This window comes from Streptomyces sp. NBC_00029, from assembly GCF_045160505.1.
Classification (GTDB): Bacteria; Actinomycetota; Actinomycetes; order Streptomycetales; family Streptomycetaceae; genus Streptomyces.
Genome location: NZ_CP108292.1, coordinates 1,586,229 through 1,601,439, shown reverse-complemented (window position 1 = coordinate 1,601,439; position 15,211 = coordinate 1,586,229). Strand labels below are relative to the sequence as shown.

Below are 15,211 nucleotides of genomic sequence, written 5' to 3'. Positions count from 1 at the left end.
GCCGACGTCGTGAGCGGAGCCGATCAGCCCGCTTCGCGGACCTCGGCCGCCGTCGGCGCGGTGCCGCCCATGTGGGCCGGAAGCCACCACGAGTCGTCCGCGCCCTTCGGCTTGTCCGGGTAGGCGCGCTGCGCGGAGTCCAGCAGCTCCTGCACGCGCTCGCGCAGCCGGCGGGTGATGGCGCCGGCGTACTGGTCGGCCGGAGCCTCGACGGGCTCGCCCACGCGCATCGTCACCGGGATGTGGCTGCGCTTGAGGTTCTTCGGACGGCCCTTGGTCCACAGTCGCTGGGTGCCCCACAGCGCCACCGGGATCAGCGGGACCCCGGCCTCCTGCGCCATGCGCGCAGCCCCCGACTTGAAGCTCTTGAGCGTGAAGGACTGGGAGATCGTCGCCTCCGGGAAGACGCCGATGATCTCGCCGGCACGCAGGGAGTCCAGGGCGTGCTGGTAGGCGGCCTCACCCTGCTTGCGGTCGACGGGGATGTGCTTCATCGCACGCATCAGCGGACCGGACACCTTGTGTCGGAACACCGACTCCTTGGCCATGAAGCGGACCAGGCGCTTCTGCGGCCGCGCCGTCAGCCCGGCGAAGATGAAGTCGAGGTATCCGATGTGGTTCGACACCAGGACCGCACCGCCCTTGCGGGGGATGTTCTCGGTGCCCTTCATGTCGATACGGATGTCCAGCGCGCGGAAGAGTCCGTGCGCGGCACCGATCACGGGAGGGTAGACGAGCTCAGCCATGGTGGGGAGACCCCGCTTTCTGCCTGGGGAGGTGCTCCCGGCCGGAAGTTACGGAAGCGTAGGTACGCGACCATGGGGATCGTGCCCCATACGCGGCCTGCTGGCCAGTCCAGAAGCCCCTACCCGGGGAGATTCTCGTCACGCCGGGAATGTCGCGGGCCTGCGGAGTGCTCAGTTCCACGGACGAGCGTACGAGGATGGTGCACGTACACGAATCACGTGCACGAAAACGGCGACGGGAGCGCGGGTGCTCGGGCAGGACGACGCGGGGACCCGGCTGGGCGCCGCCGAACTGGGCGCGGAGCCGGGCGGGCGCGCCAGTCTGGTGCAGTTCTCCAGCGCCTTCTGCCAGCCCTGCCGGGCCACGCGCCGGATCCTCGCCGAGGTGGCGGCGATGGTCGAGGGAGTGGCGCACATAGAGATCGACGCCGAGGAACGGCTCGACCTGGTGCGGGCCCTCGGGATCGAGAAGACCCCGACCGTGCTGGTCCTGGACGCGGCGGGCCGGATCGTGCGGCGGGCGGCCGGGATGCCCCGCAAGGTGGACGTGATCGCCGCCCTGGGGGCCGCCGTATGACGCGCCGCGCGGCGGGCGCAGCGGCTGCGGGGCGGCCCGACGGGGTGGTGCCGAAAGCGCCGGTGCGCGCGCCCGCACACAGCGTGACGCGCCTGACATCTGCCCGATCCCGCTTGACTGTGTCCACGGGAGATCGCCAGGCTGGCGGTATGCGGTATGAACTCCTGCTCTACGGACGGGTCCACGTGGACCTCGTCCGCCACGCGAGCGCGCGCTGTTGGGATCACTGAAAGCCCCGGCCCCCGATCCCCGACAGCGCCCGCGTGTTCCGCGGCAGAAGGCAGAACCCTGATGACTGCTACGACAGTCCCGACGGTCCCCACGGCTCCGTCCCCCCGTTCCCCGATACCGGCCCCGATCCCGGCCCCGGCCCCGATCCCGGCCGAAACAGCGGCCGACACGACCCGGCCCGGCTCGCCCGACCTCCTGCGTTCGGTCTTCCGGCAGCACGCCGCCGGCGTCGCCGTGATCACCGCCCAGGACGGCGGCCGCCCGGTGGGATTCACCGCCACCTCGCTCAACTCCGTCTCCGCCGACCCTCCGCTGCTGTCCTTCACCATCGGCACCGGGGCCTCGAGCTGGCCCGCGGTGCGCGACAGCGAGTACCTCGGCGTCCACATACTCGGCGAGCACCAACGGGATCTGGCGGGCCTGTTCGCCCGCAGCGGAGCGGACCGTTTCGGTCCGCCGACCGGCTGGGCCTCGGGCCCGCACGGGGTGCCGGTGCTGGACGGCGTACTGGCGTGGCTGGTCTGCAGGGTGGTGGCACGTGTGCCCGCCGGCGAACATCGTGTGATCATCGCTGAGGCAGTCGTCGGGGATCCGGCCGGGGAGGGCCGTCCCCTGCTGTACCACCAGGGACGCTTCAACGCGTTGCGCGACTGAAACGTCCCTGCTCGGCCGGGCCGCACGGCGTTGGGCAGATCACAGCTCGGCAGCCTTGCGGCTTGGTGGGACCCACGATGTACTGGCGAGTAACATTCCCTTCGGAGCGCGGGCCGCCCCGACCGGGATCCGCCCGACAAGGCGCCTATGCTGCCTGCATAAGGCGGTACCAGAAAAGACGATGCGGTAGGAGAGCCGGCGTGAGCCTGAGGATCGTTGTCTGTGTGAAGTACGTGCCCGACGCCACGGGCGACCGGCAGTTCACCGAAGACTTGACCGTCAACCGTGACGACGTCGACGGCCTGCTGTCGGAGCTCGACGAGTACGCCGTCGAGCAGGCGCTGCAGATCGCCGACGAGGCCGACGATGCCGAGATCACCGTTCTGACGGTGGGCCCCGAGGACGCCAAGGACGCGCTGCGCAAGGCGCTGTCGATGGGTGCCGACAAGGCCATCCACGTCGAGGACGACGACCTGCACGGCAGCGACGTCATGGGCACTTCGCTGGTGCTCGCCAAGGCGATCGAGAAGGCCGGATACGACCTGGTCATCACGGGCATGGCGTCGACCGACGGCACCATGGGCGTGCTGCCGGCGATCCTGGCCGAGCGCCTGGGCGTCCCGCAGGTCACCCTGCTCTCCGAGGTCAAGGTCGAGGACGGCACCGTGACCGGCCGCCGTGACGGCGACACCGCGAGCGAGCAGCTGGAGGCCTCCCTCCCCGCGCTCGTCTCGGTGACGGACCAGTCGGGCGAGGCCCGCTACCCGTCCTTCAAGGGCATCATGGCCGCCAAGAAGAAGCCGGTCGAGTCCTGGGACCTGTCCGACCTGGACCTGGAGTCCGACGAGGTCGGCCTCGAGGGCTCCTGGACCGCGGTCGACTCCGCGGCGCAGCGCCCGGCCCGCACCGCCGGCACGATCGTCAAGGACGAGGGCGAGGGCGGCAAGCAGCTGGCCGAGTTCCTGGCCGGCCAGAAGTTCATCTAAGAACCTCGGCCACCCCTCTTAGCCCCCAGACACTTCGCAATCGCAGGAGAGCAGTCCCATGGCTGAAGTTCTCGTCTACGTCGACCACGTGGACGGCGCCGTCCGCAAGCCCACCCTCGAGCTGCTGACGCTGGCCCGCCGCATCGGCGAGCCCGTCGCCGTCGCCCTGGGCGCCGGTGCCGACGCCACCGCCGCGGTGCTCGCCGAGCACGGCGCGGTCAAGGTCCTCACCGCCGACGCCCCCGAGTTCACCGAGTACCTCGTGGTACCGAAGGTGGACGCGCTCCAGGCCGCGTACGAGGCCGTTTCCCCGGCCGCCGTGCTCGTCCCGTCCTCCGCCGAGGGCAAGGAGATCGCCGCGCGCCTGGCCGTCCGTATCGGTTCGGGCATCATCACCGACGCCGTCGACCTGGAGGCGGGTGACGAGGGCCCGGTCGCGACGCAGTCCGCCTTCGCCGCGTCGTTCACCACCAAGTCCCGCGTCTCCAAGGGCACCCCGGTCATCACCGTGAAGCCGAACTCGGCCCCGGTCGAGGCCGCTCCGGCCGCCGGCGCCGTCGAGGCGCTCGCCGTCACCTTCGGCGCCCTGGCCACCGGTACCAAGGTCACCGCCCGCACCGCCCGCGAGTCGACCGGTCGCCCCGAGCTGACCGAGGCCGCGATCGTGGTCTCCGGCGGCCGCGGTGTCAACGGTGCCGAGAACTTCGGCATCATCGAGGAGCTCGCGGACTCCCTCGGCGCGGCCGTCGGTGCCTCGCGCGCCGCCGTCGACGCCGGCTGGTACCCGCACTCCAACCAGGTCGGCCAGACCGGCAAGTCGGTCTCCCCGCAGCTGTACATCGCCTCCGGCATCTCGGGCGCGATCCAGCACCGGGCCGGCATGCAGACCTCGAAGACCATCGTGGCCATCAACAAGGACGCCGAGGCCCCGATCTTCGACCTCGTCGACTACGGCGTCGTCGGCGACCTCTTCGCCGTCGTTCCGCAGCTGACCGGCGAGATCAAGGCGCGCAAGGGCTGACCTGCGCTTCTCTTCGTAGCTTCGCTTCTCCGGGGCCGTGTGGTGATTGTCACCGCGCGGCCCCGAGTCGTTTGTCCAGGACGGCGGGGGGACCATTGACGGAGCGGAACCCCGTGACTAAATTCTGCTATGCGGATCTAAGCTTCCGTGAAGCGGAAAAGAGGAGAGTGCACGATGGGTCAGCAGGAGAAGGTGGCGACGAGCCTCGCAGGCGCGGTCAGCGAGGGCATCAGCGCCTCCCTCGCGCCGGTGGACGCGGAACTCGCGCGCCACTACCCGGGCGACCCCGGCACCCGGCAGCCCATCCACACGGTCTACGTACCCGGTGACGTCTTCGCCGCCGACACCATCCGCTCCTGGGGCGACCAGGCACTCGCCGCCCTCGACGAGCACGCCCCGGACGCCGCCACCTTCGCCAAGGTGCTCGGCATCTCCGACGAGCTGGCCGTACCGGTCTACGACCGCGTCCGCGCCAAGCTGCTCAGCGAGCCCATCGAGGACCTCCGCGTCGACTTCGAGGACGGCTTCGGCGTCCGCTCCGACGAGGAGGAGGACCAGGCCGCGGCCCGCGCCGCCCGCCTGATCTCCGAGGCGTACTCCAACGGCACCAACGCCCCGTACATGGGCATCCGCATGAAGTGCATGGAGTCCAACGTCCGCGACCGCGGCATCCGCACCACGGACATCTTCCTCTCCGGCCTGCTCGCCCACGGCGGCCTGCCTGAGAACCTGGTCCTGACCCTCCCCAAGGTCACCTACGCCGAGCAGGTCACCGCCTTCGTCGAGCTGCTGGAGGCCTTCGAGACCACCCGCGGCCTGCGCCCGGGCCGGATCGGCTTCGAGATCCAGATCGAGACCAGCCAGTCCATCCTGGCCTCCGACGGCACCGCCACGGTGGCCCGCATGATCGAGGCCTCCAAGGGCCGCGCCACCGGCCTGCACTACGGCACCTTCGACTACAGCGCCTGCGTCGGCGTCTCCGCGGCCTACCAGGCCAGCGACCACCCGGCCGCCGACCACGCCAAGGCGATCATGCAGGTCGCTGCCGCCGGCACCGGCGTACGCGTATCGGACGGCTCCACCAACGTGCTGCCGATCGGCACCACCGAGAAGGTCCACGAGGGCTGGAAGCTCCACTACGGCCTGACCCGCCGCGCGCTGGCCCGCGCCTACTACCAGGGCTGGGACATGCACCCGGCGCACCTGCCGACCCGCTACGCGGCCGTCTTCACCTTCTACCGCGAGGGCCTGGAGACCGCCGCCGCGCGCCTGAAGGCGTACGTCGCCAAGATCGAGGGCGACGTGATGGACGAGCCGGCCACCGCCAAGGCCCTGGCCGGCTACCTGGTCCGCGGCCTCGACTGCGGCGCGGTGGGCGCCGAGGAGGTCACCGCCCTGACCGGCCTGACCCGCGCGGAACTGGACGCCTTCGCGATCCCGCGCCGCTCGGCCACCCTGACGGCAACCGGCTGACCCTCCTGCCCCGAGGCCCGTCCGGGAACTGCCCTCGGACGGGCCTGGGGCATGTCTTCCGGATCCTGCCGGGCCCCGCTGTCCGGCAGGATCCGAAGGACACACCCCGGCGGTCGTTCACGCGACGCCGACCAGCCACAGCCGCAGCGTGGAGTCGCCGGCGGTCGCGGCCAGCAGGCTGCCGTCGGGGGAGAAGGCCAACGAGGTCAGCCGTGCGGCCTCCTGGACCACGGGCCGCCGCACCGCCAGGTCCCACACCGTCAAGTCGCCGGCGCCGTCCACGGTGGCCAGCAGCCGGCCGTCGGGTGACAGGGCCACTTCCTCGCAGCCGGCTCGCAGGTCGCCCACCGGCTCCGCCACCTCCGCACCGGACCACGGATCGCAGAGCCGGACCGGTCCGCCGTCGGCGTCCACCAGGGCCAGCAGACGCCCTTGCGCACCGAAGGCGAAACACCGCGCCTGCTGCCGCCGGCTCACGTACCGGGCCCGTTCGGTGTCCCAGACGCGCAGTTCCCGGCCGAGGAGCGCCAGCAGCCGCCCGTCGGGGGAGAACCGTACGTCGGTCCCCGCATCGGGATCCCCTGCGTCCAGCGGGCCACCGCGCGGTGCGAAGGTTCGGCAGTCGTGCACGGCCACCCGCCCGAAGAGGTCGGTCACCGCGACGAGCCGCCCGTCCGGCGAGTACGACATGTGGTCGACCAGGGCGAGCCGGGTGCCCGTGGCCGGGCCGATCGGCGGGGTCAGCCCGTGCGAGGACCAGACCACCGGGTCCCCGTCCCCGGGAAAGTCCAGGCCCAGCAGCGGCATGTGCGGCGGAACGTCCAGCACCCGGGCGGGCCCGGACCCGGCCGGGTCCCAGACGGCCACCTTCAACGCGCCCGCGAGTGCGACGATCCGCCGTCCGTCGGGCGCGAACCGTACGAGGTCGAGGGGCAGACCGGGTCCCTCGCGGGCCGGCAGGGGCAGGACCAGGTGCTCGCGCAGGGCGGCCGCGAGGGCGCCCGCGCCCGCCGACACCGCGAGGGCGCCCGCGGTACGCCGCCGGTGCAGCAGGATCGTCTTGTCGTCGCCCGCGGTGGCGAGCAGCAGTCCGTCGGGGAAGAAGGCAACGGCGTTGACGGCGAGGGTGTGCCCGGTCAGTGCGGGCCCCGCCGGAAGGCCGGTGGCCGTGTCCCACAGCCGTACGGACCGGTCCGCGCTCGCCGTCGCCAGGAGGGTTCCGTCCGGGGAGAACGCCACCGCGTTGACCGCGTTGTCGTGCCCGACGAGTTCCGGGCCGGTCTGCTTGCCGGTGCCCGTGTCCCACAGCCGGGCGGTGGTGTCGTGACTCCCGGTGGCCAGCAGGCGGCCGTCGGGGGAGTAGGCGAGGGCCTCCACGTTGTCGCAGTGCCCGGTCAGCGCGGCTCCGACCGGCTGACCGGTGACCGTGTCCCACTGCCGTACGTCGGCGAACCCGTCGGCCACCACCAGCCGCCGGCCGTCCGCCGAGAAGGCGAGCGCGTCCGCCCGCCCGCTGTACGCGGCGCAGGCACCCCGCGGGGCGTCGGTGTCGAGATCGAACACCTGGCAGTCGGAGCCCTGCGGAGTCGCGCCGAGCAGGTGTCCGTCGGGGGTGAAACCGATGCTGCTGGCCGGGCGCCGGCCCCCGGGGAGGTGCTGGGGCGCGAGGGTGCGGCTGTTCCACAGCTGGGCGCGGCCGTCGTCGGAGAGGGCCGCCACCCGGTCGCCGAGCGGGGAGAAGCCCACCTGGAGCACGGGTGCGGGCTTCTCGCCGCTCAGCGCAGTGCCTTCCGCCCGGCCGTCGGCCGTGTTCCACAGCCTCACCGTCCCGTCGTTGCCCGCGGACGCCAGTGTGCGGCCGTCGGGAGAGAACGCGAGCCGCCACACCAGACGGGTGTGTCCGACGAGCTTGAGAGCGATGGTGAACTCGGCCCCGCCGCTCTCCGTGACGAGCGGAGACGGGGAGGGAGGAGGAGACGGCGTGTGAGCGGCCGTCGGCGTATGCGTCGGAACCGGTGGCGCGGCCGGGACCGGGGCGGGCGGGGCCTCGCGCCGGGACGCGCCGGGGTCCAGCTCCGCCAGGTCGCGCCAGCGCCGGCGCCAGGGCTCCAGCTCGGGGGAGTTGTGGGGCGGGATGGCGGCCCGCTCCCGCCCGAACTCGTCGTAGGAGTGCAGGATCCGCACGAGACCCATGAGCCGGTCCAGCCCCGGCAGCCGTTCCCCGCGGAACGCGTCGCTCTGGGTGGACACCGGAATCCGGATGCCCGTCGTGGACTTGGCCGCACGTGCGGCCAGATCGCGGTACGAGCGGTTGCCGCGGTCGAGCCGCAGCTTGCGCAAGTCCGCCGCGAACGCCGCGAGTTCTTCGCTGAATGCAGGCACGCTGTTCATCACCGCACAGGTTAGAGGCGGGGACACCGCGCCGCCGGACGATCCCGGACAGGGCGGAACGCCACCGGTCCACGGCGCGGTCCGGTGGCGTCCGGCCGCGACCGGGATCCGTTCGGCGCATGCGCCGGCGCCGCTTCGGCGGTGTTCCCATCGGGCCATGACCACAACTCCGGGCGACGATGCGCCCTTCGTGACCCTGCACGCCGCCGTCGTGCTGCTCGCCGCGGTCCTGATCGGCCTCACGGCCGGCGGCCTGACCTTCCTCGGCGGGTCCGGCGCCGCACCGTCCGTGCTTGCCGGGCTCGCGGCCGCCGGGGTGTCCGTGCCCGTGCTGCGGGCGCTGATCCGGTGACGGTCAGGCGGCCGGGGGGAGTTCGCCCGAGCCGCGGGGGATCAGGCGGGTCGGGAGTTCGATGCGGGACGGGGTCAGGTCGACTCCCGCGAGGCGTTGGAACAGGCGGTCCGTGGCCACCCGGCCCAGGGCCGCCGGATCCTGGGCCACCACCGTCACGCCGGGCCGCAGCAGGTCGGCCAGCTCGAAGTCGTCGAAGCCGACCAGCGCCACCGGCCGGCCGTGCGCCGCGAGGACCCGTACGACCGTGACTGTCACCCGGTTGTTGCCGGCGAAGACGGCGGTCACCGGGTCCGAGCCCGCGAGCATCGCCCGCGCCGCCGCCGCGACCCGCTCCGGGGCCGTCGACCCGAGGGAGACCCAGGACTCGGCCACCGGCAGGCCCGCCTCCGCCATCGCCTCGCGGTAGCCGCGCAGCCGTTCCGCCACCGTGTGGATGCGGGGCTGGTCGCCGATGAACCCGATCCGGCGGTGGCCGCCCGCGATCAGGTGGGCCACCCCGCCCCGCGCGCCTCCGAAGCTGTCCGAGAGGACGACATCGGCCTCGATCCGGCCCGCCGGGCGGTCCACGAACACCGTGGACACACCGGCCCGCATCTCCGGCTCCAGATAGCGGTGGTCGTCCCCGGCCGGGATCACGATGAGACCGTCCACCCGGCGGGCGCACAGCGCGAGCGCCAACTCCCGCTCCCGGTCCGGGTCCTCGGCGCTGGAGCCGTTGATGAGCAGCGCCCCGTGCGCGCGGGCCACCTCCTCCACCGCCCGGTTCAGCGGGCCGTAGAAGGGGTCGGCGAGATCCTCCAGGACCAGGCCCACGGTGGCGGTACGGCCCTTGCGCAGCACCCGGGCGCTGTCGTTGCGCCGGAAACCGAGGGCCTCGATGGCCTCCTGGACCCGCTTCTCCGTCTCGGGGGTGACCCCCGGCTCCCCGTTGACCACGCGCGACACCGTCTTGAGGCCGACGCCCGCCTGGGACGCCACGTCCTTCATGGTCGGCCGGTTGCCGTAGCGGGGCTCGAACGGGCGGCGGTTGTGGGGCACGGTGGCGAATCCTCCGGGGCTCACGTGCAGGGCTGTGACCTCGAGGATAAGCAATCGGTGGAAACCGAGGTTTTCGTGGCAGGGTGATGCGGGCAAGCCACTGGGGGCTCCGGACGAGCCATGGGGAGAGGGGTAGACGTGATTGTCTGGATCAACGGCACATTCAGCGCCGGAAAGACCAGCACGGCCCGCGAACTGACCGGAATCCTGCCGGACAGCACCCTGTTCGACCCGGAGCTCGTCGCAGACGCGCTGCGCGTGCTGCTGCCGCCGAAACGGCTCGCCGAGGTGAGCGACTACCAGGACCTCCCGAGCTGGCGGCGGTTGGTGGTGGACACCGCCGCGGCGATGCTGGCCGAACTGGGCGGGGTGCTCGTCGTACCGATGACGCTGCTGCGCCAGGAGTACCGGGACGAGATCTTCGGCGGGCTGGCGGCGCGTCGGATCCCGGTGCGGCATGTGCTGCTGGCCCCAGCGGAAACGATCCTGCGGGAGCGCATCGCCACCCGGAAGGAGCCCGGGGAGCCCGCGGAGGTGGACCTCCGGGTCCGGCAGTGGGCGTACGACCACATACCTGCCTACCAGCAGGCCCTCGGCTGGCTGACCGGTGACGCGCACGTCATCGACAACGGGGTCCTGACCCCGCGCGAGACGGCGGAGCGCATCGCCGATGCCGTCCGCTCGGAGACGGCCCGGGTCTGCGACATCGTGCAGACCCCGGAGCCGACCCGCGAGACGGTGGCCGCCGGGGTGCTGCTCTTCGACGAGCAGGACCGGGTGCTGCTGGTGGATCCGACGTACAAGCCGGGCTGGGAGTTCCCCGGCGGGGTCGTCGAGGCGGGCGAGGCGCCGGCATGCGCGGGCGTACGGGAGGTCGCCGAAGAACTGGGCGTCGTACTGGAACGGACGCCCGGGCTGCTGGTCGTCGACTGGGAGCCGCCGCAGCCGCCCGGCTACGGCGGGCTGCGCCTGCTCTTCGACGGCGGCCGGCTTTTGGAGGGGGCCAGGGCCCGGCTCCGACTGCCGGGCCCGGAGCTGCGGGCCTGGCGCTTCGTCACGGAGACCGAGGCCGCCGGCCTGCTTCCGCAGCACCGCTACGAACGCCTGCGCTGGGCATTGCGCGCCCGGGAACGCGGCCGCCCCCTCTACCTGGAGGCGGGCGTTCCCACCGGCTGAGGCCGTCGTGGCCCGGCCCGCCCTCAGGCGGGGGTTTCCCCCGCGGCCTTGGCCAGAGCCGCGGCCGTGTCCACCGTCAGGGGGTCGCCGTGGCCGAAGCACGCGATCGAAGGGGCGAGCGCGGCCAGGCGGTGGAAGGTCTCGATCGCCCGGCCGCGGTGCACGTTGAAGACGCCCAGCATCAGCGGGCCGACGGCGGCGACGCAGTCGCCCGTGAACAGCACGCCGTGGCGCGGGAGGTGGATCCCGATGCTGCCGTCCGTGTGGCCCGGGGCGTGGACCACGTACGCCCCGTCCCCGAAGCCCAGGGCGTCCCCGTCCTCCAGCTCCCCGTCGACCGGGGTGGGCGGGGCCGCGGGCACCACCGCCAGCGCGTGTTCGTACAGCGGGACCTCCCAGTCCAGCAGCACCGGTTCGGGTACGGGCCGCTCGCCCCGGATCACGGGCGCGTCCAGCCGGTGGGCCAGTACGCGCGCGCCCCAGCGGGCGGCGAGCTCACCGGCCGCGCCCGTGTGATCGCCGTGGCAGTGCGTGAGGACGATGCGCTCCAGCCGCCCGGGGTCCAGCCCGAGGGAACGTATCGCCCCCTCGATCTCGGTAGCCGACCCGGCGTTGCCCGAGTCGATCAGGGTGAGGGCTTCGGCGTCCTGCCAGAGATAGGCCTGGCCGACGGGGAAGCGGAGCATGTGGAGCCGGTTCGGAAGTACTTCGACGAGATCCATACGGCGAACGTACGCACGGCCGGCCGCCCGGGGCACGCGACTTCGCCGGGAGCGTGGTACGCCCGGAGCGCAGTACGCCCGGAGCGCAGTACGCCCAGAGCGCAGCGCGCCCTGGGCGTACACGGCCGACCCTCCGGGGAGTTCGGCGGCAGGCGGGTCAGCCCTGCTTGGACTCCGCGTAGTTGACGAGGAAGAGGGCCTCCGCCACCGACAGGCGCTCCAGCTCCTGCGGGGACACGCTCTCGTTCACCGCGTGGATCTGCGCCTCCGGCTCGCTCAGCCCGATCAGCAGCATCTCCGCGTCCGGGTACAGCTCCGTCAGCGTGTTGCACAGCGGGATCGAGCCGCCCATGCCCGCGACCTGCATCTCCTCGCCGGGGTAGGCCTCTTGCAGGGCCGCCGCCATCGAGGCGTACGCCGGGCTGCTGGTGTCCGCCTGGAACGGCTGCCCCTGGCCCACGACCTGCAGCTCCAGCCGCGCCTTCCACGGGGTGTGCGCCACGAGGTGGGCCTCCAGCAGCTTGACGGCCGCGGCGGTGTCAACGCCCGGCGGCACCCGCAGGCTGATCAGCGCGCCGGCGCTCGCGTGCACCGACGGGGTCGCGCCCACCACCGGCGGGCAGTCGATGCCGAGCACCGTGACGGCCGGGCGGGCCCACAGCCGGTCCGCGATCGTGCCCTCACCGATGAGCTCGACGCCGTCCAGCACCTTCGCATCGGCGCGGAAGTCCGCATCCGGGTACTGGAGGCCCTCCCACACCGCGTCCGAGGCGAGCCCGTCCACGGTCGTCGAACCGTCCGCCGCGCGCAGCGAGTCGAGCACGCGGATCAGCGCGGCCAGCGCGTCGGGGGCTGCGCCGCCGAACATGCCCGAGTGCAGGTTGCCGCCCAGGGTGTCGATCTTCACCTTGATCAGGCACATACCGCGCAGGGTGGCGGTCACGGTCGGCAGGCCGAGGCGGAAGTTGCCCGCGTCGCCGATGACGATGGTGTCCGCGGTCAGCAGCTCCGGGTGGGCCTCGGCGTACTGCTGCAGGCCGCCGGTGCCCTGCTCCTCCGAGCCCTCGACGATCACCTTCACGCTCACGGGCACACCACCGTTGGCCTTCAGCGCGCGCAGCGCCAGCAGGTGCATGATGAACCCGCCCTTGCAGTCGGCCGCGCCGCGCCCGTACCAGCGGCCGTCGCGCTCGGTCAGCTCGAAGGCGGGGGAGACCCAGGCGGCGTCGTCGAGCGGCGGCTGGACGTCGTAGTGCGCGTAGAGGAGCACGGTCGGCGCGCCCTCGGGGCCGGGCAGGAAGCCGTACACCGACTGCGTGCCGTCGGGGGTGTCGAGCAGTGCCACGTCCTGGAACCCCTCGACGCGCAGGGCGTCGGCCACCCAGTTCGCGGCGGCCTCGCTCTCGCTCTTCGGGAACTGTGCCCAGTCCGCCACCGACTGGAAGGCCACCAGCTCGGTCAGCTCCTGCTTGGCGCGGGGCATCAGCGAGGCGACGGTCTCGGCGATCGGATTCTGGGACATGGGCACGCTCCTTTTGGGTGCGACGTTGTTCTCCGTGTACGCCGCCCGCATCCGCGGGGTGTGCGTATGCCGGGCAGGGCGAAAGACAGTCTTGATCCTCGCACAGCGGAGCGGGGCGGTGTCTCGCCGTAGGATTTCCCCGGCATCGGAGCAACCCGGGTGATCAGGAGCAGCAACACATCGTGAGCAGCGACGACGACGTACGCGACGCAGGTACGGACGCGGGTGCGGACGCAGGCGTGGACGCAGACGCAGGCGTGGGTACCGGCACCGGAACGGGCACGGGCACGGGGCAGGACGCGAAGGGGGCGGACGGCGGGGCGGCCGCGGAGACCGGGGAAGCCGCGGAGACCGGGGCGGCCGCGGAGACCGGGGAAGCCGGCGAGACCGGCGAAGTGTGGGACGTGGTGGTGGTCGGGGCCGGACCCGCCGGGTCCTCGGCCGCGTACGCGGCGGCGACCGCGGGGCGGCGCGTCCTGCTGCTGGAGAAGGCCGAACTGCCCCGCTACAAGACCTGCGGCGGCGGCATCATCGGCCCCTCGCGCGACGCCCTGCCCCCGGGCTTCGTACTGCCCTTCAAGGACCGCATCCACGCGGTCACCTTCTCGATGAACGGGAAGCTGACCCGCACCCGGCGCTCGAAGCACATGCTCTTCGGGCTCATCAACCGCCCGGAGTTCGACGCAGGCCTGGTCGCCGCGGCGGAGAAGGCCGGCGCCACCGTCCGTACGGGTACGGCCGTGGCCCGCGTCGAACAGCACGGGGCAGCCGTCCCCGACCGGCGCACCGTGGCCGTGGTGCTCTCCGACGGGGAGACCGTCCTGGCCCGCGCGGTGGTCGGCGCGGACGGCAGCGCGAGCCGGATCGGCGCGCACGTCGGCGTGGAGATGGACCAGGTGGACCTCGGCCTGGAGGCGGAGATCCCCGTACCGGAGACGGTCGCGGAGGACTGGAAGGGGCGGGTGCTGATCGACTGGGGCCCGCTGCCCGGCAGTTACGGCTGGGTCTTCCCCAAGGGCGACACCCTCACCGTCGGGGTCATCTCGGCCAAGGGCGAGGGCGCCGCGACCAAGCGCTACCTGGACGACTTCATCGCCCGGCTCGGGCTCGCCGGCTTCGAACCGGCCGTCTCCTCCGGGCACCTCACCCGGTGCCGCAAGCCCGACTCGCCGCTCTCGCGCGGCCGCGTGCTGGTCGCGGGCGACGCGGCCGGGCTGCTGGAGCCGTGGACCCGGGAGGGCATCTCCTTCGCGCTGCGCTCCGGGCGGCTGGCGGGGGAGTGGGCGGTGAAGATCTCCGAGGCTCAGGACGCCGTGGACGCGCGCCGCCAGGCCCTCAACTACGCCTTCGCGGTCAAGGCCGGGCTGGGCGTGGAGATGGGGGTCGGCACGCGGATGCTGAACCTCTTCGAGGCCAAGCCGCGGCTGCTGCACGCGGCGATCACCGGCTTCGGCCCGGCGTGGCGGGCCTTCGCCCGGATCACGCGGGGCTCGACGACGCTGGCCGACCTGGTACGGACGTACCCGCTGGCCCGCAGGGCACTGCACATGATGGACGCCAGGCAGGCGGCGAACCGCGACGGCGGCGCCCAGGGCTAGCCACTGCCGTGTACGGAGGCGCGGGCGGCCCAGGGCGGCCCAGCGGTGCGGGCCGTCCGCGCCGGCGGTACGGAGTCGGCGGACCGGGAGGTCCGTCGACAGACGGCACCGTCCTTGCGCGCCTCGCGCGGATCCACCGCCCGGTGACCGCCCGACCGCCCCGCCGGCCCGGCGCGGGGTCATCCGGACACGGCGATCCGGAAGACCGGGTGGTCACCGGCCGCCGCCTCCAGCTCGGCGTCGGAGGACGTGGCGGTGACGCCCTGGAAGTACCGCTCGACCTCCCAGCCCCACTTCTCCAGGTAGGCGCGCAGGATCCGGGCCTTCTGCACCGGGTCGGTGACCTCGGTGACCGTGAACGTACGCATCTTGCGCCCCACGCGCAGCTCGCCGCCGCCCGCCACGCGCATGTTCCGCACCCACTGGGAGTGGCCGCGGACCGAGACCAGGTACTGGGAGCCCTCGTAGGTGTGCGGGTTGACCGGGATCCGCTGCATCTCGCCGGACTTGCGGCCGCGGACCGACAGCTCGGCGGTGCCCGCCAGGCTGACTCCGAGACGCGCCAGCCTGCCGAAGAGCGCGTTGAAGCGGACCGCGAGCGGACTGGCCTGGACGTAGTACGGGGTGGGCGCGTTCATGGTGACCTCCGGTCCGCGTTCTTCATTGAGAGAGCAGTGCTCTCGTTAGAAGTGAGTGTGCACGGATCGGTGCACCAAAGCAA

14 protein-coding genes are annotated in these 15,211 nt (G+C 72.7%); 8 read left to right on the top strand and 6 right to left on the bottom strand.

Annotated features, from left to right (window positions below; all coding sequences use genetic code 11):
• Positions 1–23: 23 nt before the first annotated feature.
• A complete protein-coding gene (locus tag OG753_RS07965; protein ID WP_327261093.1) occupies positions 24–746 on the bottom strand; it encodes a lysophospholipid acyltransferase family protein in 723 nt (240 codons plus the stop codon).
• A 247-nt stretch (positions 747–993) separates the two neighbouring features.
• Between OG753_RS07965 and OG753_RS07960 the strand changes: the two genes are divergently transcribed.
• From OG753_RS07960 to OG753_RS07940, 5 genes are all read left to right on the top strand, one after another.
• Positions 994–1,323 (top strand): thioredoxin family protein, encoded by a 330-nt coding sequence (locus tag OG753_RS07960; RefSeq protein ID WP_327261092.1) that lies wholly within the window; start codon positions 994–996, stop codon positions 1,321–1,323.
• A 291-nt stretch (positions 1,324–1,614) separates the two neighbouring features.
• Complete coding sequence (locus OG753_RS07955) at positions 1,615–2,208, top strand: flavin reductase family protein (protein WP_405787830.1); 594 nt, start codon at positions 1,615–1,617, stop codon at positions 2,206–2,208.
• A 200-nt stretch (positions 2,209–2,408) separates the two neighbouring features.
• Positions 2,409–3,194 carry an electron transfer flavoprotein subunit beta/FixA family protein gene (locus OG753_RS07950; protein WP_030012969.1) on the top strand — a complete coding sequence of 262 codons (786 nt, stop codon included), beginning with the start codon at positions 2,409–2,411 and terminating at the stop codon, positions 3,192–3,194.
• Positions 3,195–3,252: 58 nt separating this feature from the next.
• Positions 3,253–4,215 (top strand): electron transfer flavoprotein subunit alpha/FixB family protein, encoded by a 963-nt coding sequence (locus OG753_RS07945; RefSeq protein ID WP_327261090.1) that lies wholly within the window; start codon positions 3,253–3,255, stop codon positions 4,213–4,215.
• Between the two features lie 174 nt (positions 4,216–4,389).
• Entirely contained in the window at positions 4,390–5,688 is a 1,299-nt protein-coding gene (locus OG753_RS07940) for a DUF6986 family protein (RefSeq protein WP_327261089.1), read from the top strand.
• Between the two features lie 117 nt (positions 5,689–5,805).
• Here the strand turns inward: OG753_RS07940 and OG753_RS07935 are convergent, their stop codons facing one another.
• Positions 5,806–8,079, bottom strand: a complete 2,274-nt coding sequence (locus tag OG753_RS07935; protein WP_405787827.1) for a hypothetical protein — start codon at positions 8,077–8,079, stop codon at positions 5,806–5,808.
• A gap of 157 nt (positions 8,080–8,236) precedes the next feature.
• On the opposite strand from OG753_RS07935, the gene OG753_RS07930 reads away from it, so the two are divergent.
• Entirely contained in the window at positions 8,237–8,431 is a 195-nt protein-coding gene (locus OG753_RS07930) for a hypothetical protein (RefSeq protein ID WP_405787825.1), read from the top strand.
• Positions 8,432–8,434: 3 nt separating this feature from the next.
• On the opposite strand, the gene OG753_RS07925 is transcribed toward OG753_RS07930, so the two are convergent.
• On the bottom strand, positions 8,435–9,421 hold the full coding sequence (locus OG753_RS07925; RefSeq protein WP_327266669.1) for a LacI family DNA-binding transcriptional regulator: 987 nt from the start codon (positions 9,419–9,421) through the stop codon (positions 8,435–8,437).
• Positions 9,422–9,610: 189 nt separating this feature from the next.
• On the opposite strand from OG753_RS07925, the gene OG753_RS07920 reads away from it, so the two are divergent.
• Entirely contained in the window at positions 9,611–10,648 is a 1,038-nt protein-coding gene (locus OG753_RS07920; protein ID WP_327261086.1) for an NUDIX domain-containing protein, read from the top strand.
• A 23-nt stretch (positions 10,649–10,671) separates the two neighbouring features.
• On the opposite strand, the gene OG753_RS07915 is transcribed toward OG753_RS07920, so the two are convergent.
• Together OG753_RS07915 and OG753_RS07910 are read right to left on the bottom strand one after the other, a co-directional pair.
• A complete protein-coding gene (locus tag OG753_RS07915; protein WP_405787823.1) occupies positions 10,672–11,370 on the bottom strand; it encodes an MBL fold metallo-hydrolase in 699 nt (232 codons plus the stop codon).
• A 157-nt stretch (positions 11,371–11,527) separates the two neighbouring features.
• Complete coding sequence (locus tag OG753_RS07910) at positions 11,528–12,892, bottom strand: dipeptidase (protein ID WP_405787821.1); 1,365 nt, start codon at positions 12,890–12,892, stop codon at positions 11,528–11,530.
• A 395-nt stretch (positions 12,893–13,287) separates the two neighbouring features.
• Here OG753_RS07910 and OG753_RS07905 point away from each other — a divergent pair, with 395 nt between their 5' ends.
• Positions 13,288–14,490, top strand: a complete 1,203-nt coding sequence (locus OG753_RS07905) for a geranylgeranyl reductase family protein (protein ID WP_327266668.1) — start codon at positions 13,288–13,290, stop codon at positions 14,488–14,490.
• 179 nt (positions 14,491–14,669) lie between these two features.
• On the opposite strand, the gene OG753_RS07900 is transcribed toward OG753_RS07905, so the two are convergent.
• Positions 14,670–15,128, bottom strand: coding sequence for a nitroreductase/quinone reductase family protein (locus OG753_RS07900; protein ID WP_327261083.1), 459 nt, complete (start codon positions 15,126–15,128; stop codon positions 14,670–14,672).
• Between the last annotated feature and the right edge of the window lie 83 nt (positions 15,129–15,211).

What these genes read in the sequence shown, in the direction of transcription:
- OG753_RS07965 (WP_327261093.1), bottom strand. Translation starts at nt 746, where the DNA reads ATGGCTGAGCTCGTCTACCCTCCCGTGATCGGTGCCGCGCACGGACTC.
- OG753_RS07955 (WP_405787830.1), top strand. Translation starts at nt 1,615, where the DNA reads ATGACTGCTACGACAGTCCCGACGGTCCCCACGGCTCCGTCCCCCCGT.
- OG753_RS07945 (WP_327261090.1), top strand. Translation starts at nt 3,253, where the DNA reads ATGGCTGAAGTTCTCGTCTACGTCGACCACGTGGACGGCGCCGTCCGC.
- OG753_RS07940 (WP_327261089.1), top strand. Translation starts at nt 4,390, where the DNA reads ATGGGTCAGCAGGAGAAGGTGGCGACGAGCCTCGCAGGCGCGGTCAGC.
- OG753_RS07935 (WP_405787827.1), bottom strand. Translation starts at nt 8,079, where the DNA reads ATGAACAGCGTGCCTGCATTCAGCGAAGAACTCGCGGCGTTCGCGGCG.
- OG753_RS07930 (WP_405787825.1), top strand. Translation starts at nt 8,237, where the DNA reads ATGACCACAACTCCGGGCGACGATGCGCCCTTCGTGACCCTGCACGCC.
- OG753_RS07925 (WP_327266669.1), bottom strand. Translation starts at nt 9,421, where the DNA reads ATGAAGGACGTGGCGTCCCAGGCGGGCGTCGGCCTCAAGACGGTGTCG.
- OG753_RS07915 (WP_405787823.1), bottom strand. Translation starts at nt 11,370, where the DNA reads ATGGATCTCGTCGAAGTACTTCCGAACCGGCTCCACATGCTCCGCTTC.
- OG753_RS07910 (WP_405787821.1), bottom strand. Translation starts at nt 12,892, where the DNA reads ATGTCCCAGAATCCGATCGCCGAGACCGTCGCCTCGCTGATGCCCCGC.
- OG753_RS07900 (WP_327261083.1), bottom strand. Translation starts at nt 15,128, where the DNA reads ATGAACGCGCCCACCCCGTACTACGTCCAGGCCAGTCCGCTCGCGGTC.